Here is a 660-nt window from a genome sequence, read left to right on the forward strand (position 1 = left end):
TCCGTCTGGTATCGCTGCTGATACATCACACTGCCGCAGTCTGCACAGAACAGTATGCCGGAGAACAAGCCTACTTCATCATAGCGGTTGGGGCGTTTGCGCTGCTTGCGAAGCTCCTGTACCCGTTCCCATGTTTGGGTGTCTATGATAGGCTCGTGGTGGTTCTTGAAAATCACTTGCTTTTCCGGGGGATTTTCTACACTGTGCTTGACTTTGTAAGAGAGCTTTTCCGTCTTGAAGTTTACCAGACAGCCTGTGTATTCCCGGTTTTCAAGGATATGCACAACGGTATTGGTCGCCCACTTGCACTCATAGCCAGGGTGGTAGCGGCGGGTGCTGCCCGTCCTGCGGTATTCCAGCGTTCCCGGCGTGGGGATTTGCTGCTCTGTGAGCATACGGGCTATCTTGGTCGGACCATTCCCGGCAAGGCAGAGGTTGTATATCTGCTTGACTACGGGTGAAGCTTCCTCGTCAATAATGAATTTTTCGTCCTCGTCCATGAGGTAGCCATACACAGGCTTGCTTGTGATGGGCTTGCCACTCATGCCTTTTGAGCGTTTTACTGCTTTGATTTTCTTGCTCGTATCTCTCACCAGCCATTCGTTAAAGATATTCCGCAGCGGGGCAAAGTCATTGTCGCCCTGTGCGCTGTCCACTCCG

1 protein-coding gene is annotated in these 660 nt (G+C 52.1%); it reads right to left on the bottom strand.

The window, feature by feature from the left end; translation table 11 throughout:
* Positions 1-660, bottom strand: a 660-nt coding sequence (locus H8Z82_RS17000) for a recombinase family protein (protein ID WP_186995771.1), incomplete at both ends; no start/stop codon positions are given.

Origin of the sequence: Blautia difficilis, from assembly GCF_014297245.1 — a bacterium.
GTDB classification, from domain to species: Bacteria; Bacillota; Clostridia; order Lachnospirales; family Lachnospiraceae; genus Blautia_A; species Blautia_A difficilis.